Raw genomic sequence first — 21,976 nt, 5'->3', positions numbered from 1 at the left:
GGCAGTCATATCCAGTATTAGACGTCGTTTCCAACGCTTATCCCAGAGTCAGGGGCAGGTTACTCACGTGTTACTCACCCGTTCGCCACTAATCCACCCAGCAAGCTGGGCATCATCGTTCGACTTGCATGTGTTAAGCACGCCGCCAGCGTTCGTCCTGAGCCAGGATCAAACTCTCCGTAAAAAAATACAACCAACACCCGAAAGCGTCAGCGAGTTGAAACTGACTGTAAAGACTGTCTACTGACAATCAATTCAATCCAAAAGGAATTGCCTCCGACAACCGCAACCCCCAAAAGAGCCACGATCGCACGGGGTCAAAATAATTGGCATTGACAATGTGCACGCTGTTGAGTTCTCAAGGACCAGACGCACCCACCAATCAGCCCGGTAACACCGGACCTCAACAGAGGGGCTTTCGATCTTGGTTGTCACCGGCAACGCGTCGGACCAAGGTCCTGTGGCTCATCCCGTAGGAGAGGGCCGGTGAAGTGTTCATCCTAAGCGTCGAAGCGACCGAGCACAAGACCCGGGTTGAACTTCGGTGGAGGATGGCCCCCGCTTGAGGCCGGCAGGCTCTGGGCTCTCGCTCCAGCCGCTCCGCCGCACCTTTGGGGTGACGAGTAAGAACTCTACGCAGGGATCCCGGTGAGCGCCAACCCTGACCGCTCCCGGGCGTGTCGCGTTCTGCAACACGCGCCGGGAACCGCTCAGGACAGGGTCACGCCGGCGAGGGTCTTCTTCCCCCGGCGCAGGACGACGACGCCCCCGGGGAGCGCGAGCCCCGACAGCGGTGCGGTCGCGTTCTCGGCACGTGCGTTGTTCACGTACACACCGCCCTGGTCGATCGCGCGCCGCGCCTCGCCCAGGGACTTGACGAGTCCGGTCTCCACGAGGGCGCGCGCCACGTCGGCATCGCCCTCCAGCGACGCCGAACCAGGCAGCTCGGCGACCGCGGACCGCAGGGTCTCCGCGTCCAGCGCTGCGAGGTCGCCGTTGCCGAACAGCGCGGCCGAGGCATCGATCGCGGCCTGGGTGGCGTCGTGCCCGTGCACGGTCGCGGTGACGTCGTACGCCAGCGTCCGCTGGGCCTCACGTCGGAAGGGCTCGTCGGCGACGGCGCGCTCGAGCCGCTCGATCTCCTCGCGGGACAGGAAGGTGAACTCCCGCAGCCGGGCGATCACGTCTGCGTCCGCGGTGTTGAGCCAGAACTGGTAGAAGGCGTACGGCGACGTCATCTCCGGGTCGAGCCAGATCGCGTTGCCCTCGCTCTTGCCGAACTTCGTGCCGTCGGAGTTCGTGATGAGCGGCGTCCCGATGGCGTGCACCGAGGCACCCTCGGACCGCCGGATCAGCTCCGTGCCCGACGTCAGGTTGCCCCACTGGTCGGAGCCGCCCGTCTGGAGCGTGCACCCGTACTGCCGGTACAGCTCGCGGTAGTCGAGTCCCTGCAGGATCTGGTAGCTGAACTCCGTGTAGCTGATGCCCGCATCGGAGTTCAGGCGCGCCGCGACGGCGTCCTTCTTGAGCATGCTGTTGACGCGGAAGTACTTGCCGACCTCGCGCAGGAAGTCGATCGCCGTCAGCGGCGACGTCCAGTCGAGGTTGTTCACGAGCCGGACGCCGTTGTCGCCGTCCGCGCTGAGGAACCGCGACACCTGCGCCTGCAGCCGCGACACCCAGTCGGCGACGGTCTCACGGGTGTTCAGCGTGCGCTCTGCCGTCGGGCGCGGGTCGCCGATGAGTCCGGTCGACCCGCCGACGAGTGCGAGGGGCCGGTGCCCGGCGAGCTGCAGCCGCCGCATGGTCAGCAGCTGGAGCAGGTTGCCGCAGTGCAGCGACGGGGCGGTCGGGTCGAAGCCGCAGTAGTAGGTGACCGGCTCGCCGTCGAGGGCCTCCTTGAGTGCCGTCTCGTCCGTGGAGACGTGCACCAGACCACGCCAGCGCAGTTCGTCCCACACCGAGGCGAAGGTGGGGTCGTTCCGCTGACGTGTCAGGACATCGTGATCGGTTGCGCTGGACACACGACGATCGTAGCGGCGCGCGGGCGCGCACCGGGATCCGGACTGGAGGCGCGGGGCGGCTCCGTCAGTCGAGGGCACCCTTGTGTCGTCGGTACGCGGACACCGTGGGGTCGCCCGCGAGCCAGAAGCGCCAGGGGAAGGCGGCGCCGCCGGCGACGCCGCCGACGCCCGTCCGCGGCCCGCGCGCGATGCGCGGTCCGGCCGCGCCGGATCCTGCGGACAGGAGCGCGTCGACGACCGCAGCGGGCCCGTCGGCGGTGATCCGCGCCTCCAGGCCGGGTGCCAGGGCGAGCACGTAGGGGCCGGAGCCGTCGAGCAGTGACGTGCCGTCGTCCGTCCCGAGGACCGCGCCGAGCGCGGTGCCGAGGTTGCCGGGGCCACGGGCCAACGCCGTGTCCGCCGGGCGGTCACCGCGGCGGCCACGCGCCACCGGCACGCCGTCCACGACCTCGGCGGCCCGCAGGAGCGACCCCGAGGAGGTGCCCTCGGGACCGCTCACGACGTTGACGCACGTGTGGATGCCGTACGAGCGGTAGGCGTAGAGGGTCCCCGGGGAGCCGAACAGGTGGCGGTTGCGCTCGGTCATGCCGCGGTGCCCGTGCGAGCCCGGGTCGGTCGGACCCCAGTACGCCTCGACCTCGGTGATGCGGAGGACGACGCCCTTGCCCGTGATCGTCGCGCCGAGGAGCGCCGGCGCCGAGGTCGGCGCCGGCAGCTCGAGCAGGGCGTGGAGCGGCGAGGTCATCGCGCGAACGGCGCCCCCGCGGCGAGGTCGTGGACGCGCCGGGTCAGCGACGCGAGCTGCTCGGCGACCCGGTCGGGCGCGGTGCCGCCGACGCCGGACCGCGACGCGACGCTGCCCTCGATCGTCAGGACGCCGCGGACCTCGGGCGTGAGGTGCGCGGACACCGCGCGGTACTCGTCGTCGGTCGGCTCGTCGAGCTCGATGCCGCGCTCCTCGCAGTGCCGCACGAGCGCGCCGGAGACCTCGTGCGCGTCGCGGAACGGCACCCCCTGGCGGACGAGCCACTCGGCGACGTCGGTCGCGAGCGAGAAGCCCTGCGGCGCGAGGGCGGCCATGCGGTCGGTGTCGAAGGTCAGCGTCGCGATCATTCCGGTGAACGCGGGGAGCAGGACCTCGAGCTGCGCGACCGAGTCGAACACGGGCTCCTTGTCCTCCTGCAGGTCACGGTTGTACGCGAGCGGCAGGCCCTTCAGCGTCGCGAGCAGCCCGGTGAGGTTGCCGACGAGGCGCCCGGACTTGCCGCGTGCGAGCTCGGCGATGTCCGGGTTCTTCTTCTGCGGCATGATGCTCGACCCGGTCGAGAACGCGTCGTGCAGCCGGACGAACCCGAACTCCTTCGTGTTCCAGAGGATGACCTCTTCCGCCAGGCGGGAGACGTCGATGCCGATCTGCGCGAGCACGAACGCGAACTCGGCGACGACGTCGCGAGCGGCCGTGGCGTCGATCGAGTTGTCCGCCGGGCGGGCGAAGCCGAGCTCGTGCGCGATGGCCGCCGGGTCGAGCCCGAGCGAACTCCCGGCGAGGGCCCCGGCGCCGTACGGGCTGACGCTCGCACGGTCGGCCCAGTCGCGGAGCCGCTCGAGGTCGCGGACGAGCGGCCATGCGTGCGCGAGCAGGTGGTGCGCGAGGAGCACGGGCTGCGCGTGCTGCAGGTGGGTCCGGCCCGGCATGATCGCCCCGGGGTGCTCGTTGGCCTGCTGGCTGAGTGCGTCGACCAGGTCGATCACGAGGTGCCCGATCCGGCGCGCGTGGTCGAGCATGTGCATGCGTCCGAGCGTCGCGATCTGGTCGTTCCGGCTGCGGCCGGCGCGGAGCTTGCCGCCGAGCTCCGGACCGAGGTCGGCGATGAGCAGGCGTTCGAGGGCGCCGTGCACGTCCTCGTCGCCGTCCGCGGGCTGCAGGGAGCCGTCGGCGTGGGCGGTCTCGAGGCGGTCCAGTCCCGCGAGCATCCGCTCGAGTTCGTCAGCGGTCAGGTACCCCGCGGTGTGCAGGGCACGGGCGTGGGCCCGGGACCCGGCGATGTCGTACGGGGCGAGCTGCCAGTCGAACTGCGTCGATCGGGACAGCGCGGCGAGCTCGGCGCTCGGCCCGTCGGCGAAGCGGGCACCCCAGAGGGCGCCCGTGTTGGTGGCGTCGGTCTTGGTCGGCTGGTTCGCGTCGCTCATGTCGTCCTGCGTCGTTCGGTGGTGCGGGGTCTGGAGTGGTGGTGTCGTGTCGTGCTCTGGCCGGGCGCTGGTCGGGAGGGTCAGTTGGCCCGGTTTCGTCGGGCGGCGGTCCTGCCCGGGCGGGCCCAGGCGTCGGCGAGGCTCGTCGCACCCGGGGCCGCGGCGAGCTCGAAGTCGTAGAGGCTCTGCTCCGAACGGCGTCCGGTGACCACCGCTCCGCCGCCGTGCAGCCGGAGCCGGACCTCGCCGGAGACGTGCTGCTGGGTCTGCTCCAGGAACGCGTCGAGGCCCCGGCGGAGCCCCGAGTTCCATGCGCCGTCGACAGCGAGCCGTGCCCACTCAGCTTCGACACCGCGGGAGAACACGGCGACGTCCCGCTCGAGCGTGAGCCGTTCGAGGTCCCGGTGCGCGACCGTCAGGGCCGTCGCGGCCGGGGTCTCGGCGACGTGCCGGGCCTTGCGGCCGTCACGCAGGTCCACGACCACGTCGTGCCGGCCGATCCCGTGCCGTCCCGCGAGGGCGTCGAGTTCCTGCAGGAGCCGGACGATCCCGAAGCGCTGACCGTCCAGGGCGACGGGGACGCCGTGCTCGAACGTCACGGTGACCTCGTCGGGGTCCGGGACGGTGACGGGGTCCTGCGTGCGCAGCCACCCGGCGTCGGCCGGAGCGGCCCAGGGATCGTCCGCGGGGTCGGTCGCCGTACCGGTCGGCGGACCTGCCGCCGGGCCGGTCGGCGGTCCTGCCGCCGGACCGGTCGTGCCGGTCGCCGGGACGAGTCGGCCCCACAGGTCCTGCTCCGCCCCGGTCGGGACCGCGTCCAGCGGCACCGGCACGACCCCGAGGTCCGGGTCCACGCCGCCGACCAGGGCGGCGAGGGCCGGCTCGTCCGGGGCCGCCGTCGCGTGTGCGACCAGCCCGGCGCCGAGCTGCCGGGCGGTCGTCACCAGGTGCGCCGCGACGAGGGGTCGTCGGAGCGCGGGGACGAGCGAGCGTCCCGTGTCGAGGGCGTTCGCGCGCAGGGCGGGAACCACGTACCGCTCGGCGTACTCCGTCTTCGCGTCGACGACGATCGCGTCGACGGCTCCGGCCGCACGGGCGCGGTCCCGCACCTGCTCGACGTCGCGGCCCCGCCCGCCGACGTCGACGACGAGCGCGATGACCTCGCGGTCGGCCGGGCCGAGCGCAACGTGGTCGTCCGCGGGGCCGCTGTGGGCGAGCCGGGCGACGGCCTCGGCGGGATCGACGCCGGCTGAGGCCGCCACGACGATGCGGTCGGTCACGGGGCTCCTTCCGGACGGGCGGGACGGGGTCTGCGGTGCTGGCTCCGCGGGGCTGGTGCCGCGGGGCGGATCAGGCGGCGGCGAGCAGCCAGGCGAGCAGGGCCTTCTGGGCGTGCAGCCGGTTCTCCGCCTCGTCCCAGATGATGCTGCGCGGACCGTCGATGACCTCGGCGGTCACCTCGTACCCACGGTCCGCCGGCAGGCAGTGCATGAACACGGCGTCGTCCGCGGCGTGCGCGAGCAGTTCGTCGTCCACGCGGTAGCCCGCGAAGGTGTCGAGGCGCGACTGCTTCTCGTCCTCCTTGCCCATCGAGACCCAGGTGTCGGTCACGACGACGTCCGCACCGGCGACCGCGGCGACCGGGTCCGTCACGACGAGGACCGACCCGCCCGTCTCGGCGGCTCGGCGCTCGGCGTCGCTGACGACCACGGCGTCCGGGCTGAAGGCCGCGGGGGCGGCGACGCGGACGTGCATGCCGGCGGTGGCACCCGCGAGCAGGTACGACTGCGCCATGTTGCTCGCGCCGTCGCCGACGAAGGCGACCGTCTGTCCGGCCAGGGCACCGCGGTGCTCGCGGATGGTGAGCAGGTCGGCGAGGAGCTGGCACGGGTGGAAGTCGTCGGACAGCGCGTTGACGACGGGCACGCGGGTACCCTCGGCCATCTCCTCGAGCCCGGACTGGGCGTAGGTGCGCCACACGATCGCCGACACCATGCGCTCGAGCACGCGAGCCGTGTCCGACGGGGTCTCCTTGCCGCCGAGCTGGCTGTTCGCCGTGGTGATCACGAGCGGGCTGCCGCCGAGGTCGGAGATCCCGACGTGGAAGGACACCCGGGTGCGGGTGGACGACTTGTCGAAGATCACCGCGACCGACTGCGGGCCGGCGAGCGGCTTCTCGCCCCAGCGGTCGGCCTTCATGCGCGCGGCGAGGTCGAGGATCGCGGACTGCTCGGCCTGGGTGAGGTCGTCGTCCCGGAGGAAGTGGCGGGTCATGCTGAGGTCTCCTGGGCGGCGACGGCCGCGAGGCTCTGGCCGAGGATCGACACGAACTCGTCGATCTCGGCGTCGGACACGATGAGCGGCGGCGCGATGCGCAGGCTCGACTCGTTCGGGGCGTTGATGATGAGACCGCGCTCGAGCGCGGCGGCGTTGACGGCGGCGGCGACCGGGGCGGCCAGCCCGACGCCGATGAGCAGACCCGTCCCGCGGACCTCGTCCACCAGCGGCGAACCGAGGCTCGCGATGCCGGCGCGGATGCGCTCGCCCTTCGCGACGGCACCGGCGACCAGGTCGGCCCGCTCGATCTCCGCGAGGACCGCGTTCGCGACCCGCGTGCCGAGCGGGTTCCCGCCGAAGGTCGACCCGTGCTGCCCGGCGGAGAAGAGCTCCGAGGCCCAGCCGAAGGTGACGAGGGCGCCGATCGGGAAGCCCCCTGCGATGCCCTTGGCGATCGTGACCGCGTCCGGCGTGAACCCGTGGCCCTGGAAGGTGAACCAGTTGCCGGTCCGGCCGACCCCGGTCTGGATCTCGTCGAGGATGAACAGCGCGCCGTGCTCCTCGGTCAGGCGACGGGCCGCCAGCAGGAAGCCCTCGGGCAGGTCCACCACCCCGGCTTCGCCCTTGATCGGCTCGACGACGAGGGCCGCCACGGTGTCGTCGATCGCGGCCTCGAGTGCCTCGACCGTGGAGTCGATGTGGTCCACACCGGCCACCATCGGCAGGAAGTCCTGCTGCAGCGCGGGCTTGCCGGTCAGCGCGAGGGCGCCCATGGTGCGGCCGTGGAAGCCCTGCTTGAGCGCGAGGATGCGGGTCTTGCGACCGTCGGCGCCCTTGTTCAGGCGCGCGAGCTTGAAGGCGGCCTCGTTCGCCTCGGCCCCGGAGTTGCCGAAGTACACGCGTCCGGCGTCCCCGGCGCCGGTGATGCGCTTCAGGCGCTCGGCGAGCTCGAGCTGCGGCGGAGTCGCGAAGTAGTTGGAGACGTGCACGAGCTTGGCGGCCTGGTCGGCGACCGCCTCGACGAGCGCCGGGTGCGCGTGGCCGAGGGAGTTCACCGCGATGCCGGCGAGGAAGTCCAGGTACTCGTTGCCGTCGACGTCCCAGACACGGCAGCCCTTCCCACGCTCGAGCATGATCTTCGGGGCGGGCAGGGATCGCATGAGCGACGCCCCGAACCGGTCGTTCCAGGTCTGGGTCTGCGTCTCGGTGCTCACTGCTCGTTCCCCTTCTGCGTGGTGTCGGCGTCGGCTGCGTGCCGGCCCGGGTCCGCTGCGGACTCGGGGACCCGTCGGCCGACCTCGGCGTGGGTGTTCTGGTTCTCGGTGCGACGGCTCGGGTCCGGGATGACCTCGGTCCCCGCGCCGCGGAGGGTGAAGACCTCGAGCAGGATCGAGTGCGGGATGCGACCGTCGATGATCGTCGCACCGCCGACACCGCCGACCACCGCGTCCAGGCACGCGGTCATCTTCGGGATCATGCCGGACTCGAGGCTCGGCAGGAGCTCCCGGAGTTCCTCGACCGCGATGAGGTCGATGATCGAGTCCCGGTCCGGCCAGTTGCGGTAGAGGCCGGGCACGTCGGTCAGCATGAGCAGCTTCGCGGCGCCGAGGGCGATCGCGAGTGCGCCGGCCGCGGCGTCGGCGTTCACGTTGAGGGCCTGGTCCGGGTGGGCGTCGTCGATCGCGATGCTCGACACGACCGGGATGCGGCCGGCTTCGATTGCGGCGAGGACGCCGGACGGGTCGACGTGCGTGATGTCGCCGACGTGGCCGAGGTCGAAGTGCTCGCCGTCCACGACGACGCCCTTCTTCTCGCCGGTGAACAGCGAACCGCCGTCACCGAACACCCCGACCGCCAGGCCGTCGCCGTGCTCGTTCATCAGGTCGACGATCTCGCGGTTCACCTCGCCGGCCAGGACCTCGCGGACGACCGTGATCGCCTCGGTCGTCGTGACCCGGTAGCCGCCCCGGAACTCGGACTCGATGCCCTGTTCCTTGAGTGCGGCGGAGATCTGCGGGCCGCCGCCGTGCACCACGACCGGGTGCAGACCGGCGTACCGGAGGTAGACCATGTCCTCCGCGAACGCGCGCTTCAGGTCGTCGTTCACCATGGCGTTGCCGCCGAACTTCACGACGACCGTCTTGCCGGAGAACCGCTTCAGCCACGGCAGGGACTCGATGAGCGTCGCGGCCTTGACGGCGGCGAGCTCGTGCTCTTCTTCCTTGGTGAGGTCGCTCATCAGCTGGAGTACGCGCTGTTCTCGTGGACGTAGTCGTGCGTCAGGTCGTTCGTCAGGATCGTCGCGGCGTGCGGACCGACCCCGAGCTCGATGAGCACGTGCGTCTCGCGCGGGCTGAGGTCGACCTCGTCGACGGGTCGGTCGGGCGCGCCCGCGTGGCACACCCGGACGCCGTTCATGCTCACGTCGACGGCGTACGGGTCGAACTCGGCGTCGGTCGTGCCGATCGCGGCGAGCACCCGCCCCCAGTTGGGGTCGTTGCCGAACACCGCGGCCTTGAACAGGTTGTTCCGGGCGACGCTCCGGCCGACCTCGACCGCGTCGTCCTCGGACACCGCGCCGGTCACCGCGATCGTGATGTCGTGGCTCGCACCCTCGGCGTCCTGCTGGAGCTGTCGGGCGAGGTCCGCGCAGACGGCCGTCAGTGCTTCTTGGAAGTCACCGACCTCCGGGGTGACTCCGCTCGCGCCGGACGACAGCAGCACGACGGTGTCGTTCGTCGACATGCAGCCGTCGGAGTCCACGCGGTCGAAGGTGACGCGGGTCGCGGCGCGCAGGGCGTCGTCGAGCTGAGACGGGGTCTGCACGGCGTCCGTGGTGATCACCACGAGCATCGTCGCGAGCCCCGGCGCGAGCATCCCCGCACCCTTGGCCATGCCGCCGACGGTCCAGCCGTCCTCGGTCACGACCGACTGCTTCGCACGGGTGTCGGTCGTCATGATCGCCGCGGCGGCGTCCGGCCCGCCGTCCGCGGACAGCGCGGCAGCAGCGAGGTCGACCCCGCGGAGCACACCGTCGCGGAAGGTCTGGTCGCCACGGCCGATGAGGCCGGTCGAGCAGACGACGACGTCGCCCGCACCGACGCCGAGGGCGTCGCCGACGGCCTCGGCCGTCAGGTGGGTGGTCTGGAAGCCGAACGGGCCGGTGAAGCAGTTCGCACCGCCGGAGTTCAGCACGACGGCGCGGGCGGTCCCGTCGCCGACGACCTGGCGAGACCAGATCACGGGGTGCGCCTGCGCACGGTTCGTGGTGAACACCGCGGCCACCGCGGCGTCCGGTCCGTCGTTGACGACGAGCGCGACGTCGGGCTTGCCGCTCTCCTTGAGACCGGCGGTCACGCCCGCTGCGCGGAACCCCGCTGCCGCGGTCACGCCCTGGAGGCTCGTGCCTGCGTCGTCCGTCTCGGTCACGTCGGTCACGGTGCGACTCCGTCCACGCTGAGGCCCAGGGTCTCGGGGAAGCCGAGGGCGATGTTCGCGGACTGGACCGCGGCACCGGCGGTCCCCTTCGCGAGGTTGTCGAGGGCCGAGACCGCGACGACGCGGCCGGCGGCCTCGTCGACGGCGAGTCCGACCAGGCAGGTGTTCGCGCCGACGGTGTCGGCCGTCCGCGGGAACTCGCCCTGCGGCAGGAGGTGCACGAACGGCTCGTCCGCGTACGCCTGCTCCCACGCCAGCCGGACGTCCCGGGCGCTCACGCCGGGCGCGAGTCGGGCCGTCGTCGTCGCGAGGATCCCCCGCGACATCGGGACGAGCACGGGGGTGAACGAGATCGTCACGTCGCCGGCCCCTGCGGCCACCAGGTTCTGCTGGATCTCCGGGATGTGCCGGTGGGTCCCACCGACGGCGTACGCGCTCGCGGAGCCCATGATCTCGGAGGCCAGGTACGTGGTCGCGAGCTTCTTGCCCGCTCCGCTCGGCCCGACGCTGAGCACGGCGACGATGTCGTCCGACTCGACGAGCCCGGCCTGGATGCCCGGCTGGATGCCCAGGGTGACGGCTGTCACGTTGCACCCGGGGACCGCGATGCGCTTCGTCGCCGCGAGCTCGGTGCGCTGGCGCCCGGTGCCGGCGATGTCGTCGACGTCGCGCCACTCCTCCGCCGAACCCGGCGTCGGCGCCGCGTGCAGCAGCTCCGGCAGCCCGTACGTCCACGCGCCGTGGTAGTCGCCGCCGTAGAACGCGTCCCACGCCGCGGGGTCGGTCAGTCGGTGGTCCGCACCGCAGTCCACCACGAGGGTGTCCTCGTCCAGCTCCGCCGTGATCGCCCCGGACTGCCCGTGCGGCAGCGCGAGGAAGACCACGTCGTGCCCGCGCAGGTGCTCCGCGGTCGTCTCGACGAGCGTCAGGTGGGCCAGCGATCGCAGGTGCGGCTGGGTCGCGATGAGCGGCTGACCGGCGTTGGAGTACGCGGTCACCGTCCTGACGTCGAACTCCGGATGGGCGGCGAGCACGCGCAGGAGCTCACCACCCGCGTAGCCGGAGGCTCCCGCCACGGCGACGGATACGGACATGGGTTCCACCTTTGGTCGGACTGGTCGTCGAGGGAGTCGGAGGCGGCGGCCCCGCGCGGTGCTGATCCGTCGGGATCAGTCGCGGAGGGTCGCCCCGAATCGCTCGCCGGCACGTCGGACGGCGCCGTCACGGGCCTCGGAGGCCTCGGCAGCGGTCAGCGTGCGGTCCGTGGCGCGGAAGCGCAGCGCGAACGTCAGGGACTTCTGTCCCTCGTCCACGCCGGTGCCCCGGTAGTCGTCCACGAGCCGAGCATACTCCAGCAGCTCGCCGGCGCCCGAGCGGACCTCGGCGAGGACGTCACCGGCAGGAACGTCCGCGTCGACGACCAGGGAGAGGTCCTGGGTGGCCGCCGGGTACGACACGATCGGTCCGACCGACGCCAGGTCCGGCGCCGCAGCGACGAGGGCGTCGAGGTCGAGCTCGACGACGGCGACGACCCGCGGCAGCACCGCGGCCTCGGTCAGCGCGGGCAGCAGCTCGCCGGCCACGCCGACCACGGAGTCACCGACGAGCAGGGATGCCGCCCGTCCCGGGTGCAGGGACGGGTGCGACGTCTGTGCGACCGAGAGCTCCACACCGCCGACCGCCCAGGCGACCGTGCGGGCGACGTCGAGGGCGTCCGCGATGCCGTGTGGCTCGGGCTGCACGCCGGGCTGCTTCACGACGCGGTTGCCCGTGAGCAGGGCCGCGACGTGGAAGGGCTGCGCGGGCAGCGCGGCGTCGAGGGCGGCGAGCACGTCCGCGTCGGGACGGACGGCCCCGGCCGGGACCGTGTCCGTGCCGAGCACCGTGTCGGCCGCCGGCAGGAAGACGCGGGAGGTCTCGTAGAGCGCGACGTCGACGAGCCCGCGGGAGACGTTCCGACGTGCCGCGTCGACGAGGGCGGGGACGGCGCTGCGGCGGAGCAGGTCCTGCTCGCTGTCGAGCGCGTTCGCGAGCACGACGCTCGGACCGCCCGTGCCGTCGATGCCCGGGTACGCGTCCTGCGTGGCGCGGGACACGAACGGCGCGGTCACGACCTCGAACAGACCGGCCGAGGCGAGGGCCGCGGCGACGCGACGACGGGCGCGCTGGTGCGCGGTGAGGCCACGTCCGGGCGGCGCCACCGGGAGCACGCTCGGGATGCGGTCGTACCCGACGATCCGGGCGACCTCCTCGACCAGGGTCGTGTCGTCGGTCAGGTCGGGGCGCCAGCTCGGGGCGGTGACCGCCAGCTGCTCACCGTCCACCTCGACCGTGGCACCGATCGCGCGGAGGGTGTCGATGACCTCGGCGTCGGTGTAGTCCACGCCGATGAGCTCGGCGGGGCGACGCAGCCGCATCGTGACGAGCGGGCGCGGGGTGGTGTCGACGAGCGTCGAGCCCAGGGCGTCCGGGGTGCCGCCGGCGAGCTCGACGAGGAGCTCGACCGCGCGGTTCGCGGCGGCCTCGGCCACGAGCGGGTCGACGCCGCGCTCGAAGCGCTTCGAGGCCTCGCTCGGCAGCTTGTGGCGACGGGCCGTGCGCGCGATCGACACCTGGTCGAAGCCGGCGGCCTCGATCAGGATGTCGGTCGTGGTGTCGGAGATCTCGGTCCGCGCGCCGCCCATCACACCGGCGAGACCGACCGGCCCCTGGTCGTCGGTGATGACGAGGTCCTCGGCGTCGAGCGTACGGGTGGTGTCGTCGAGCGTGACGAGCTGCTCCCCCGCGGTCGCACGCCGGACACCGAGTCCGCCCTGCACCTTCGCGAGATCGTAGCCGTGCAGCGGCTGCCCGAGCTCGAACATGATGTAGTTCGTGATGTCGACCGGCAGCGAGATCGACCGCACACCGGCGAGGGCCAGGCGGGACACCATCCACGCCGGTGTCGTCCGCGCCGGGTCGACACCCCGGACGACGCGCGTCACGAAGGTGTGCGCACCGACGCGGCCGCGGATCGGCGCCCGGTCGTCGATCGTGACCCGGAAGCCCTCGCCGGAACGGGGCGTCACGCGCTCTGCTGGGTCGTGGAAGCTCGCGCCGGTCGCGTGGGCGTACTCGCGGGCGACGCCGCGCAGGCTCATGGCGTAGCCGCGGTCCGGCGTGACGTTGATCTCGACCGCCGCGTCGTCGAGCCCGAGCAGGCCGATCGCGTCCGCACCGACCTCGGGCTCCATGCCGAGGTCGGCGAAGCGCAGGATGCCGTCGTGCTCGTCACCGAGCCCGAGTTCGCGGGCCGAGGCGATCATGCCGTCCGACACGTGGCCGTAGGTCTTGCGCGCGGCGATCGGGAACGGTCCGGGCAGGACGGCTCCGGGCAGCGTGACCACGACGAGGTCACCGACGTCGAAGTTGTGCGCGCCGCAGACGATGCCGCGGGGCTCGGGCTCGCCGACGTCCACCTGGCACCAGTTGATGGTCTTGCCGTTCTTCTGCGGCTCCGGCTCGCGCGACAGCACCCGGCCGACCACGACCGGGCCGGTGAGGTCGAAGGTGTGGACCGCTTCTTCCTCGAAGCCGACCGACACCAGCGCGGCGTGGACGTGCTCGAGGCTGACGTCGTCGGGGAGGTCGACGCTCTCGCCGAGCCAACGGACTGGGACGCGCATCAGACCACCGTTCCGAACTGCTGCGAGAAGCGGATGTCGCCCTCGAGGAAGTCACGCATGTCGTTCAGGCCGTTGCGGAACTGCAGCGTCCGCTCGATGCCCATCCCGAACGCGAAGCCCTGGTACTCGTCCGGGTCGATCCCGGCGGCACGCAGGACGTTGGGGTTCACCATGCCGCAGCCGCCCCACTCGACCCAGCGGGCACCGCCCTTGGCGTTCGGCTGCCAGACGTCCATCTCGGCGCTCGGCTCGGTGAACGGGAAGTAGTTCGGGCGCAGGCGGATCTGCGCTTCGTCGCCGAAGACCTGGCGGGCGAAGTGCTCGAGCGTGCCACGGAGGTGCGCCATCGTCAGGCCCCTGTCGATCGCGATGCCCTCGACCTGGGTGAAGACCGGCAGGTGCGTCGCGTCGAGCTCGTCGGCGCGGTAGACGCGGCCGGGGGCGATCACGTACAGCGGCAGCTCGCGGGAGAGCAGCGACCGGACCTGGACGGGCGACGTGTGCGTGCGCATCACGAGGTGCCGGTCGACCGGCTCGACGAAGACGGTGTCCGCCATCGCCCGGGCCGGGTGGTCCTGGTCGAAGTTCAGTGCGTCGAAGTTGAACCACTCGTGCTCGAGCTCGGGACCCTCCGCCACCTCCCACCCCATGCCGACGAAGATGTCGGCGACGGTCTCGTTGAGGAGCGACAGCGGGTGGCGCGAGCCCGGCGTGCGTCGGCTCGGCAGGGCGGTGACGTCGACGCGCTCGGCCTCGAGCCGCGCGTGCTCCTCGGCCTGGGCCAGGACGCTCTCCTGCGCGGCGATCGCCTGGTTCACCTGCCCACGGGCCTGCCCGACGAGCTTGCCGGCCGCGGCCTTCTGCTCCTTCGGGACGCTGCGCATCGCCGCGTTCATCCGTGCGAGCGGGGACTGCTCGCCGGTGTGCTCGGCTCGGGCCTGCTTCAGCTCCGCCACGGTCGTCGCGGCACGGACGGCGGCGAGGGCCTCGTCCACGGCGGCGGCGACGGCCGGTTCGCTGATCTCGAGGTGTTCTGACACGAGGCCCAAGCCTACCGGCCGATGGGATACCGCCGTCCTGTACCGCCCGGACCGTGGACGGACCCCGCGGTCAGGCGCCTGTGGAGGAAGAAGCCGCGGTGCGCTGGGCGAACGCGCTCTCGTACAGGCACACCGACGCGGCGGTCGCCAGGTTCATCGACTCCGCCTTGCCGTAGATCGGCACCTTCACGGCCCGGTCGACCAGGGCCAGGTCCTCGCTGGTCAGCCCGCGGGCCTCGTTCCCGAAGACCCACGCCGTCGGCCCGTCGAGCATCCCGTCCGCCCGGACGTCGGGCAGGTCGTCGCCCGACACGTCCGCCGCCAGGACCGTGTAGCCGAGGGCCTTCGCGCGGGCGACCGCGTCCTGCAGCGAGACCCCGACCGACACCGGGACGTGGAAGAGCGACCCGGTGGTCGACCGGACGACCTTGGGGTTGTACGGGTCGACCGAGCGCCCGGTCAGCACCACGGCGTCGGCACCCGCGGCGTCCGCGGCGCGGATGATGGTGCCGGCGTTGCCGGGGTCGCGCACCTGCTCCAGGATCGCGACGATCCCCGGGAGCCCGCCACGATCCTCCCGTCCGACCGTTCCGGGGTCGGGGAAGACCTCGCGCACCGACGTCGGGAACTGCTGGCAGACCGCGACGACGCCCTGCGGCGTCACGGTGTCCGCCATCGCGTCGAGCACCTGCTCGGTGACGAACCAGGTGTCGACCGGCGCGTCGTCGAGCGCGTAGCGCGCGGCGGCCGTCGGCGTGACGTACAGCTCGCGGAGGAGCTCGGGACGGTACTCGATCGCCTCGCGCACGGCCTGCGGACCCTCGAGCAGGAACAGCCCGGTGTCGGCTCGGACGTCCTTCTTCGACAGGGCGGCCACGGCCCGGACGCGGCCGGCCTTCGGGTTCTCGAGGAGATCGCTCACGGACCCAGTGTCGCAGCATGCACGAAGCCCCCGCTCCGTGGACGGAGCGGGGGCTTCGGGAGCTGGCGTGACTACGCGGCCTTCGGGGCCGAGGTGTCGGCCGGCAGGGCCTTCTTGGCGGTCTCGACGAGCGCCGCGAACGTCTCGGGGTTGTTCACCGCGAGGTCCGCGAGGATGCGACGGTCGACCTCGACGCCGGCCAGGCCGAGGCCCTGGATGAGGCGGTTGTAGGTCAGGCCGTTCGCACGCGACGCGGCGTTGATGCGCTGGATCCAGAGGCGACGGAACTCGCCCTTCTTCGCGTGACGGTCCCGGTACGCGTAGACGAGGGAGTGGGTGACCTGCTCCTTGGCCTTGCGGTACAGGCGCGAACGCTGGCCGCGGTAGCCCTCGGCGCGCTCGAGGATGACGCGGCGCTTCTTGGCGGCGTTGACCGCTCTCTTTACACGTGCCATGTTTTCGTTCCTTTACGATTCCGCCGGCTCAGTGGCCGAGAAGCTTCTTGACGTTCTTCGCGTCGGCCTTGGCGAGGACCTGGTCCTCGTTGAGGCGGGCCTTGCGCTTGGCGCTCTTGACCTCGAGGTTGTGACGCATACCGGCCTGCTGCTTCATGATCTTGCCGCTGCCGGTGAGCTTGAAGCGCTTCTTCGACCCGGAGTGGGTCTTCTGCTTGGGCATCGTGGTGCCTTTCCGTGGGGTGGATGGGTGGGCCGCGTCATCGCGGTTCGGGGAGCGCCGCGGGGGCGATCACCAGGACCTACTCGGCGGGAGCCTCGGCCGGCTCGGACTCGGAGGACCCGGAGGTCTCCTTGCCCTTCGCAGCGTGCTCCGTCGCGCGACGTTCGGCCTTCTGCGCAGCACGCTTGGCGTTCTGCTCGCCCTTGACGTCGGACTTGTTCTTGAGGGGGGCGATGATCATCGTCATGTTGCGGCCGTCCTGGGTCGGACGCGACTCGACGACACCGAACTCGGCGATCTCCTCGGCGAACTTCTGGAGGAGACGGACGCCCTGCTCCGGACGCGACTGCTCGCGGCCGCGGAAGAGGATCATGGCCTTCACCTTGTCGCCACCGAGGAGGAATCCCTCGGCACGCTTGCGCTTCGTCTCGTAGTCGTGCACGTCGATCTTCAGGCGGAACCGGACCTCCTTCAGGTCCGTGTTCACCTGGTTGCGACGGGCTTCCTTGGCCTTCTGCGCAGCCTCGTACTTGAACTTGCCGTAGTCCATGATCTTGGCCACGGGCGGCTTCGAGTTCGGGGCGACCTCGACCAGATCCAGTTCGGCTTCCTGCGCGAGACGCAGGGCCATGGCGATCGGGACAACGCCGACCTGCTCACCCTGGGGGCCGACGAGTCGGACCTCGGGAACGCGGATTCGGTCGTTGGTGCGGGGATCGGTGATGCGGAGCTCCTTCAATCAGGTGGTGGTCGTCCGGGGCTGTTGCCCTGGACGACGGCACGAGAGAGGAGATCTGACGCACGGATCGGAACCCGTTCGGCAGCCGCCCGACGCCGTCCCCTGCGGGACGGCCTGCCGGCGAAGGGCCGGCGGAGCGGTGGGACCCGGTAGCCTTGGTGCACGGCCGCGGGTGGGAGAGACTCCTCTTCTACGACGCCGTTCGACCACCTTGGAACAGGTTCCAGGGCACACGGACAGCATCTGCCGCCGACGAGTCTAGCAGAGGAGCACCGTGACCGACACCCCGCCGAACGAGCCCACCGGGGCCGACGAGGCACGCGACATCGCAGAGGTCCCCGCGGTCGAGCTCATCAACACCGTCGCGGTGCACCTGCTGAGCGCCGCCGCCGTCAAGGTCGGGCTCGCGGACGACCCGCAGGAGCAGACCGACCTGGACGAGGCTCGGAAGCTCATCACCGCCCTGGCCGGCCTCGTCACGGCGGCCGCGACGGAGATCGGCGACCACCACGCCCGTCCGCTGCGCGACGGGCTGCGGTCGCTGCAGCTCGCCTTCCGCGAGGCGTCGGCGATCCCGGACCCGGTCGGCAAGGGCCCCGGCGAGAAGTACACGGGCCCGGTGAACTGACCGGACCACACGACGGACGGGAGGCACGGTGCCGGCTGGCACCGTGCCTCCCGTCCGTCGGTGGGTCGGCCTGGCAGGCAGCGCTGCGCGCGCTCTGCTCCTGTCGAGCAGCGCTGCGCGCGCTCTGCTCCTGTCAAGCAGCGCTGCGCGCTGCGAGCCGCGCGACCGCCGCGAGCGGGATCCCGGCCCAGTCCGGGCGGTTGCGGGTCTCGTAGACGACCTCGTACACGGCCTTGTCGAGTTCGAAGGCGTCGAGCAGCTCCCGGTGCTCCCGGAGGTCCGTCCCGGTCCCTCGCTGGTAGCCGTCGAGGAATGCGGCCCGGGCGGCGTGCGCCCACGCGCCGGCGTCCACGAACGTGGCGTCGTGCGCGAGCGAGCCCGCGACGTAGTCGAACGAGCGGAGCATCCCGGCGACGTCGCGGAGCGTCACGTCGGGCAGGGACCGCTCGGTCAGCGGGCGGAGCGGCTCGCCCTCGAAGTCCAGGAACACCCAGCCGCGGGGCTCCGGCGCGGCGAGCACCTGCCCGAGGTGCAGGTCGCCGTGGATGCGCTGCAGGTCCGGCCACCGCACGGCCGCGGCACGCTCGTAGACCGAGCGGACGGCGTCGACGTGGGGTTCCACGGTCGGGGCCTCGCGGACGGCGGCGTCCAGGCGCGCGTGCATCGTCGCGACGGCCGCGGCACGGCGGGCGTCGTCCGCGGGTTCCGTCGGCAGGGCCTGGGCGAGGGTGCGGTGCACCTCGGCGAGGGCCTCCCCCAGCCGCTGCGCGTGGTCGTCCCACGGGTTGCCCTCGCGGGCGTCGGTCAGGGCCACGCGCCAGGCGTCGTCGAGCCCGGGGAGGAACTCCTGCGCGAACGCCAGGTGCCCGGTCGCGGTGACGTCCGGACGACCGGTGTCCGGCCAGCTCGCCCGGAGCGCGCCGTACACGGTCGGGACGCGCGCGCTGCCGGCCGCCGAGAGCGCGAGCTGCGTCGTCACGTCGGGGTTGTCGCCGTGGTGCAGGACGCGGAAGACCTTGACGATCACCCGGGCGCCGTCGGCGGTGTCGCAGATGACCGAGGTGTTCGACTGCTCGCCGGCCAGCACGCGCGATGCCGTGATGCGGCCGATCAGGCGGAGGCTCGCGGGGTCGGCGTCGATGCGCGCGGCGAGCTGCTGCACCCACGCGGTGTCGGTGGTGGCGTCGACCGGGTCGGCGTCCGGTCCGCCGCCGGAGACGGGCACCTGGTACAGGACGGGGCCCGTCGGGGCGTCGTCGAGGACGAGCCGGGTGCCGTCGGTCTGCGCGATGGTGTGCAGCGCCGGGGTGCTGCCCTTCGCGGTGTACCAGCGCTGCCGGGCGATCCAGCCCTCGAGCGTACGGTCGCTGAAATGGTCGGGTGCCTCGGCGCTCATGGGATGGACGGTACGCGGCGGTCGCCGTGAAGGCACCCGCAGTGCGCAACGACGATGCACATTGCTTTACAACGATGTATGTCGGCGGCAGCATGGACCCATGAGCACGCTCGACGGCACCGTCGCCGCACCTGACCTCCCGCTCGCGTCCCGCCAGGACGGCGAGTACCCCCGCCCCCAGCTCCTCCGCGGCGCGTGGGCCGACCTCGACGGGACGTGGTCGTTCCGGAACACCGGCGACGACCCCGCCTGGCGGAACGGCTTCCCCGACGCGCGGGAGATCACCGTGCCGTTCCCGCCGGAGTCCGCGGCGTCCGGCATCGACGAACCCGGCTTCCACCCCGTCGTCTGGTACGCCAGGACGATCGGTCGCGAGGAGCTCACGGCCGCCGGACTCGGCGCCGACCGGGACCGACTCCTGCTGCACTTCGGTGCGGTCGACCACCGCGCGCGGGTGTGGATCGACGGGCAGTTCATCGGGGAGCACGAGGGCGGCCACACCCCCTTCGTGCTCGACGTGACCGAGGCGCTCGGCAGCGCCCCGGACAGTGACACCCCGGACGGCGGGCACCTGCTCGTGGTCCGTGCCGAGGACGACCCGCACGACGTGACGCAGCCCCGCGGCAAGCAGGACTGGCACGAGCACCCGCACGCCATCTGGTACCGCCGGACGACCGGGATCTGGCAGACCGTGTGGCTCGAGGCGGTCCCGTCCCGCTCCGTCGCGGCCCTGCGGTGGACGAACGTCGACCACGCCACCGTGCGCCTGACCGTGCGGCTCCGCGGCGAGCGCCGGACGGACGAGCGGGTCCGGGTCGAGGCCTGGTGGGAGGAGCAGGGCGAGCGGATCGCGAGCGTCGAGACCAGCGTCCCGGCCACCGCGGACGAGGTCGACGTGACCGTGCCGGTCACCCGGCAGACGAACGGGCAGGCGGCGGACGAGCTGACGTGGAGCCCGGAGACCCCGCGGCTCGTGGACGCCACCGTCACGCTGCTGCAGGACGGGGTCACCCCCGTCGACGCCGTGGCGAGCTACTTCGGTGTCCGGACCGTCGGGCTCGACGGCGGCGCGTTCCTGCTCAACGGGCGCGCGTACGACGTCCGGAGCGTCCTGAACCAGGGCTACTGGCCCGAGTCGCACCTCGCCGCCCCGTCCCGCGCGGCACTCCGGCGCGAGGTCGAGCTCATCAAGGAGCTCGGCTTCACCGCGGCCCGGAACCACCAGAAGATCGAGGACCCACGGTTCCTGTACTGGGCCGACCGGCTCGGGCTGCTCGTCTGGGGTGAGGCACCCGGGGCGTACGCGTTCTCCCCGCTCACGGTGCAACGGCTGGTGCGGGAGTGGATGGACGCCGTCGAGCGCGACGCCTCGCACCCGTCGATCGTCACGTGGGTGCCCGCGAACGAGAGCTGGGGCGTGCAGCAGATCGCGACCGACCCGGCGCAGCAGGCGTACGCCCGGGCGCTGGCCGACGTCACCCGGGCCCTCGACGCGACGCGGCCGGTCGTCTCCAACGACGGGTGGGAGCACCCCGACTCGGACATCGTCACGGTGCACGACTACGAGGGCGACGGCTCGCGGCTCGCGGCGACCTACGCCGACGACGCCGCCCGGACGGCCCTGCTCGGCGGACGGGGCCCCGCGGACCGGCGGATCCTGGTCGGCGGCGCGGTGGATCGTGGGCAGCCCGTCATGCTGACCGAGTTCGGCGGCGTCGACTACCAGCCGGGGGCGCAGCGGGAGGACGGGTGGGGGTACACCTCGGCCGTCGACGGCGACGACTGGATCGCGCGCATCACGGCGCTGTACGACGGCGTCCGGGCGAGCTCGTTCCTCGCGGGGTCGTGCTGGACGCAGCTCACCGACACGCTGCAGGAGACGAACGGCCTGCTGAACGCCGACCGGACCCCGAAGGTGCCGATCGAGCGCATCCGACGGGCGGTCACGGGCGCCTGACCCCGCAGAACGCAACGTGGGCGGCTCCTCGCAGCGGAATGTCGCTGCGGGAAACCGCCCACGTTGCGCCTTGCGAGCCGGGGGTGCCTCAGGAAGCGAGGAAGCGCAGGACCGCCTCGTTCCACTCGTCCTTGTGGGACGCGAGCACCCCGTGCGGGCCGCCCTCGATGACGTGCGTCTGCGCGTCCGGGATCGCCTCGGCGGTGCGCTTCCCAGAGGCCTCGAACGGCACGATGCCGTCCGAGTCGCCGTGGATGACGAGCGTCGGGACGTCGATCTTCGTCAGGTCGTCGCGGAAGTCGGTCGTCGCGAACGCCACGGTGCAGTCGAGCGTGGCCTTCGGCGACGCGAGTTCGGCGATCGCCAGGTCGTAGGCGCGCTGATCGGCGGAGACCACGGGCTCCCCGGACTCGCCCGGCGTGTAGAACATGTCGACGAACTGGTGCAGGAACGCCGGGCGGTCGCCGGTGATGCCGTTCGCGAACCAGTCCGCGAGGTCCTGGTCGACGGCGCCGTCCGGGTTGTCGTCCGACTTCCACAGGTACGGCGGCACGGCGCTCGCGAACACGAGCTTCTTCACCTTCGACGTCCCGTACGTCGAGACGTAGCGCGCGAGCTCGCCGCCGCCCATCGAGAAGCCGATGAGCGTGACGTCCGACAGGCCGAGCTCGGTGATGAGCTTGTCGAGGTCGGCCGCGAAGGTGTCGTAGTCGTAGCCGCCCCACGGCTGCGACGACTGGCCGAAGCCTCGGCGGTCGTAGGCGATGACGCGGTGGCCGGCCTCGACGAGTGCGGGGACCTGGCCCTCCCACGAGCGGCCGGAGAGCGGCCACCCGTGGATCAGGACCACGGGGTCACCCGTGCCGAGGTCGTCGTAGTGCAGGTCGATGTCGTGGCCGTTCTCGGCGCCGACGGTGATGAAGGGCATGGTGCCTCCTGTCGCTGGTTTCCGTGGAACGTGCCCGATGCAACGCCCGCTCCGCTGACGGGACCTGACTGCGTGCGGGGACCGGACAGCGCGC

19 protein-coding genes and 1 other annotated feature (1 of these 20 only partly in view) are annotated in these 21,976 nt (G+C 72.0%); of the genes, 2 read left to right on the top strand and 17 right to left on the bottom strand.

Annotated elements, in window-relative coordinates; genetic code table 11:
• Positions 1–138 (bottom strand) — a sequence feature (16S ribosomal RNA rRNA prediction is too short); it reaches 151 nt to the left of the window's first position.
• Between the two features lie 572 nt (positions 139–710).
• The 15 genes from tyrS to infC all read right to left on the bottom strand — a co-directional run bounded on the left by tyrS (position 711) and on the right by infC (position 16,973).
• A complete protein-coding gene (tyrS, locus tag HUN59_RS03395) occupies positions 711–2,024 on the bottom strand; it encodes a tyrosine--tRNA ligase (protein ID WP_174777495.1) in 1,314 nt (437 codons plus the stop codon).
• A 64-nt stretch (positions 2,025–2,088) separates the two neighbouring features.
• Entirely contained in the window at positions 2,089–2,769 is a 681-nt protein-coding gene (locus HUN59_RS03390) for a DNA-3-methyladenine glycosylase (protein ID WP_058742107.1), read from the bottom strand.
• Positions 2,766–4,214, bottom strand: coding sequence for an argininosuccinate lyase (argH, locus tag HUN59_RS03385; RefSeq protein ID WP_174777494.1), 1,449 nt, complete (start codon positions 4,212–4,214; stop codon positions 2,766–2,768). Before argH ends, HUN59_RS03390 begins: the two co-directional genes overlap by 4 nt.
• An 80-nt stretch (positions 4,215–4,294) precedes the next feature.
• Complete coding sequence (locus HUN59_RS03380) at positions 4,295–5,494, bottom strand: argininosuccinate synthase domain-containing protein (RefSeq protein WP_174777493.1); 1,200 nt, start codon at positions 5,492–5,494, stop codon at positions 4,295–4,297.
• Positions 5,495–5,564: 70 nt separating this feature from the next.
• Positions 5,565–6,488: an ornithine carbamoyltransferase gene (argF, locus tag HUN59_RS03375; RefSeq protein ID WP_058742104.1), complete on the bottom strand. Its 924-nt coding sequence runs from the start codon at positions 6,486–6,488 to the stop codon at positions 5,565–5,567.
• Entirely contained in the window at positions 6,485–7,705 is a 1,221-nt protein-coding gene (locus HUN59_RS03370) for an acetylornithine transaminase (protein WP_174777492.1), read from the bottom strand. Before HUN59_RS03370 ends, argF begins: the two co-directional genes overlap by 4 nt.
• On the bottom strand, positions 7,702–8,730 hold the full coding sequence (gene argB, locus HUN59_RS03365; RefSeq protein ID WP_058742102.1) for an acetylglutamate kinase: 1,029 nt from the start codon (positions 8,728–8,730) through the stop codon (positions 7,702–7,704). Before argB ends, HUN59_RS03370 begins: the two co-directional genes overlap by 4 nt.
• A complete protein-coding gene (argJ, locus tag HUN59_RS03360; RefSeq protein WP_254629977.1) occupies positions 8,730–9,920 on the bottom strand; it encodes a bifunctional glutamate N-acetyltransferase/amino-acid acetyltransferase ArgJ in 1,191 nt (396 codons plus the stop codon). The genes argB and argJ overlap by 1 nt, the downstream gene beginning before the upstream one ends.
• 5 nt (positions 9,921–9,925) lie before the next feature.
• Complete coding sequence (locus HUN59_RS03355; RefSeq protein ID WP_058742101.1) at positions 9,926–11,023, bottom strand: N-acetyl-gamma-glutamyl-phosphate reductase; 1,098 nt, start codon at positions 11,021–11,023, stop codon at positions 9,926–9,928.
• Between the two features lie 75 nt (positions 11,024–11,098).
• Positions 11,099–13,594 carry a phenylalanine--tRNA ligase subunit beta gene (pheT, locus tag HUN59_RS03350; RefSeq protein ID WP_174777491.1) on the bottom strand — a complete coding sequence of 832 codons (2,496 nt, stop codon included), beginning with the start codon at positions 13,592–13,594 and terminating at the stop codon, positions 11,099–11,101.
• Positions 13,594–14,634 (bottom strand): phenylalanine--tRNA ligase subunit alpha, encoded by a 1,041-nt coding sequence (gene pheS, locus HUN59_RS03345; RefSeq protein WP_058742099.1) that lies wholly within the window; start codon positions 14,632–14,634, stop codon positions 13,594–13,596. The genes pheT and pheS overlap by 1 nt, the downstream gene beginning before the upstream one ends.
• A gap of 70 nt (positions 14,635–14,704) precedes the next feature.
• A complete protein-coding gene (locus HUN59_RS03340) occupies positions 14,705–15,556 on the bottom strand; it encodes a TrmH family RNA methyltransferase (protein WP_174777490.1) in 852 nt (283 codons plus the stop codon).
• Between the two features lie 71 nt (positions 15,557–15,627).
• A complete protein-coding gene (gene rplT, locus HUN59_RS03335; RefSeq protein ID WP_022908516.1) occupies positions 15,628–16,011 on the bottom strand; it encodes a 50S ribosomal protein L20 in 384 nt (127 codons plus the stop codon).
• A 28-nt stretch (positions 16,012–16,039) separates the two neighbouring features.
• On the bottom strand, positions 16,040–16,234 hold the full coding sequence (gene rpmI / locus HUN59_RS03330; RefSeq protein WP_058742097.1) for a 50S ribosomal protein L35: 195 nt from the start codon (positions 16,232–16,234) through the stop codon (positions 16,040–16,042).
• A 79-nt stretch (positions 16,235–16,313) separates the two neighbouring features.
• Positions 16,314–16,973: a translation initiation factor IF-3 gene (infC, locus tag HUN59_RS03325; RefSeq protein ID WP_083519974.1), complete on the bottom strand. Its 660-nt coding sequence runs from the start codon at positions 16,971–16,973 to the stop codon at positions 16,314–16,316.
• Between the two features lie 274 nt (positions 16,974–17,247).
• Between infC and HUN59_RS03320 the strand changes: the two genes are divergently transcribed.
• Positions 17,248–17,601: a DUF1844 domain-containing protein gene (locus tag HUN59_RS03320; RefSeq protein WP_058742096.1), complete on the top strand. Its 354-nt coding sequence runs from the start codon at positions 17,248–17,250 to the stop codon at positions 17,599–17,601.
• A 133-nt stretch (positions 17,602–17,734) separates the two neighbouring features.
• Here the strand turns inward: HUN59_RS03320 and HUN59_RS03315 are convergent, their stop codons facing one another.
• Positions 17,735–18,997: a phosphotransferase gene (locus tag HUN59_RS03315; RefSeq protein WP_174777489.1), complete on the bottom strand. Its 1,263-nt coding sequence runs from the start codon at positions 18,995–18,997 to the stop codon at positions 17,735–17,737.
• A 100-nt stretch (positions 18,998–19,097) separates the two neighbouring features.
• Here HUN59_RS03315 and HUN59_RS03310 point away from each other — a divergent pair, with 100 nt between their 5' ends.
• Positions 19,098–20,954 carry a glycoside hydrolase family 2 protein gene (locus HUN59_RS03310; protein ID WP_174777488.1) on the top strand — a complete coding sequence of 619 codons (1,857 nt, stop codon included), beginning with the start codon at positions 19,098–19,100 and terminating at the stop codon, positions 20,952–20,954.
• A gap of 88 nt (positions 20,955–21,042) precedes the next feature.
• On the opposite strand, the gene HUN59_RS03305 is transcribed toward HUN59_RS03310, so the two are convergent.
• A complete protein-coding gene (locus HUN59_RS03305; RefSeq protein ID WP_174777487.1) occupies positions 21,043–21,882 on the bottom strand; it encodes an alpha/beta fold hydrolase in 840 nt (279 codons plus the stop codon).
• Positions 21,883–21,976 lie beyond the last annotated feature (94 nt).

It is taken from the genome of Curtobacterium sp. Csp2, assembly GCF_013347165.1.
Note: the sequence above shows the minus strand (reverse complement) of the source record. Positions and strands in the feature narration are given on the sequence as shown.

Coding starts and splice junctions, on each gene's coding strand:
- HUN59_RS03315 (WP_174777489.1), bottom strand. CDS start 18,997: ATGAGCGCCGAGGCACCCGACCATTTCAGCGACCGTACGCTCGAGGGC.
- HUN59_RS03305 (WP_174777487.1), bottom strand. CDS start 21,882: ATGCCCTTCATCACCGTCGGCGCCGAGAACGGCCACGACATCGACCTG.
- rpmI (WP_058742097.1), bottom strand. CDS start 16,234: ATGCCCAAGCAGAAGACCCACTCCGGGTCGAAGAAGCGCTTCAAGCTC.
- rplT (WP_022908516.1), bottom strand. CDS start 16,011: ATGGCACGTGTAAAGAGAGCGGTCAACGCCGCCAAGAAGCGCCGCGTC.
- HUN59_RS03355 (WP_058742101.1), bottom strand. CDS start 11,023: ATGTCCGTATCCGTCGCCGTGGCGGGAGCCTCCGGCTACGCGGGTGGT.
- argB (WP_058742102.1), bottom strand. CDS start 8,730: ATGAGCGACCTCACCAAGGAAGAAGAGCACGAGCTCGCCGCCGTCAAG.
- argH (WP_174777494.1), bottom strand. CDS start 4,214: ATGAGCGACGCGAACCAGCCGACCAAGACCGACGCCACCAACACGGGC.
- HUN59_RS03390 (WP_058742107.1), bottom strand. CDS start 2,769: ATGACCTCGCCGCTCCACGCCCTGCTCGAGCTGCCGGCGCCGACCTCG.
- pheT (WP_174777491.1), bottom strand. CDS start 13,594: ATGCGCGTCCCAGTCCGTTGGCTCGGCGAGAGCGTCGACCTCCCCGAC.
- argF (WP_058742104.1), bottom strand. CDS start 6,488: ATGACCCGCCACTTCCTCCGGGACGACGACCTCACCCAGGCCGAGCAG.
- HUN59_RS03310 (WP_174777488.1), top strand. CDS start 19,098: ATGAGCACGCTCGACGGCACCGTCGCCGCACCTGACCTCCCGCTCGCG.